The organism is Mesorhizobium sp. M00.F.Ca.ET.216.01.1.1, assembly GCF_004010325.2.
Lineage (GTDB): Bacteria > Pseudomonadota > Alphaproteobacteria > Rhizobiales > Rhizobiaceae > Mesorhizobium.
The window spans coordinates 1-328 of record NZ_SADR02000343.1 but is presented as its reverse complement, the minus strand read 5'-3'; the positions used below and the strand labels follow the sequence as shown (position 1 = coordinate 328).

1 pseudogene is annotated in these 328 nt (G+C 60.4%); it reads right to left on the bottom strand.

Going from position 1 to position 328, the window contains the following annotated elements:
• Positions 1-140: 140 nt before the first annotated feature.
• Positions 141-328 (bottom strand): annotated as a pseudogene (locus tag EN859_RS36395) (ABC transporter permease); the annotation flags it as partial.

Below are 328 nucleotides of genomic sequence, written 5' to 3'. Positions count from 1 at the left end.
GAGGATTTCTCCGCGCCGCACCGAGATGTCGATCCCGCTGAGCGCCAGGACAGACCCGAACCGCTTGGTTGCCCCTTGCACTGAAAGGACCGGGGTGCCCAGATCGCCTGCGTGTGCGGGAGCGCTAGCGGACTTATCGTTCATGAGTGCTTCCCCGCCTGCATCACGCGAACTCGCCCTTCGAGGTAATTTCGAAGGACGTCGCCTTCGACAGCGATCACGATGACCACGCCAATGACGATCAGCTGGAAGAAGATGTTGACGTTGAGCAGGTTCAGCGAGTTGCGGATGACACCGATCATCAGTGCGCCGATCAGGGCGTTGCCGA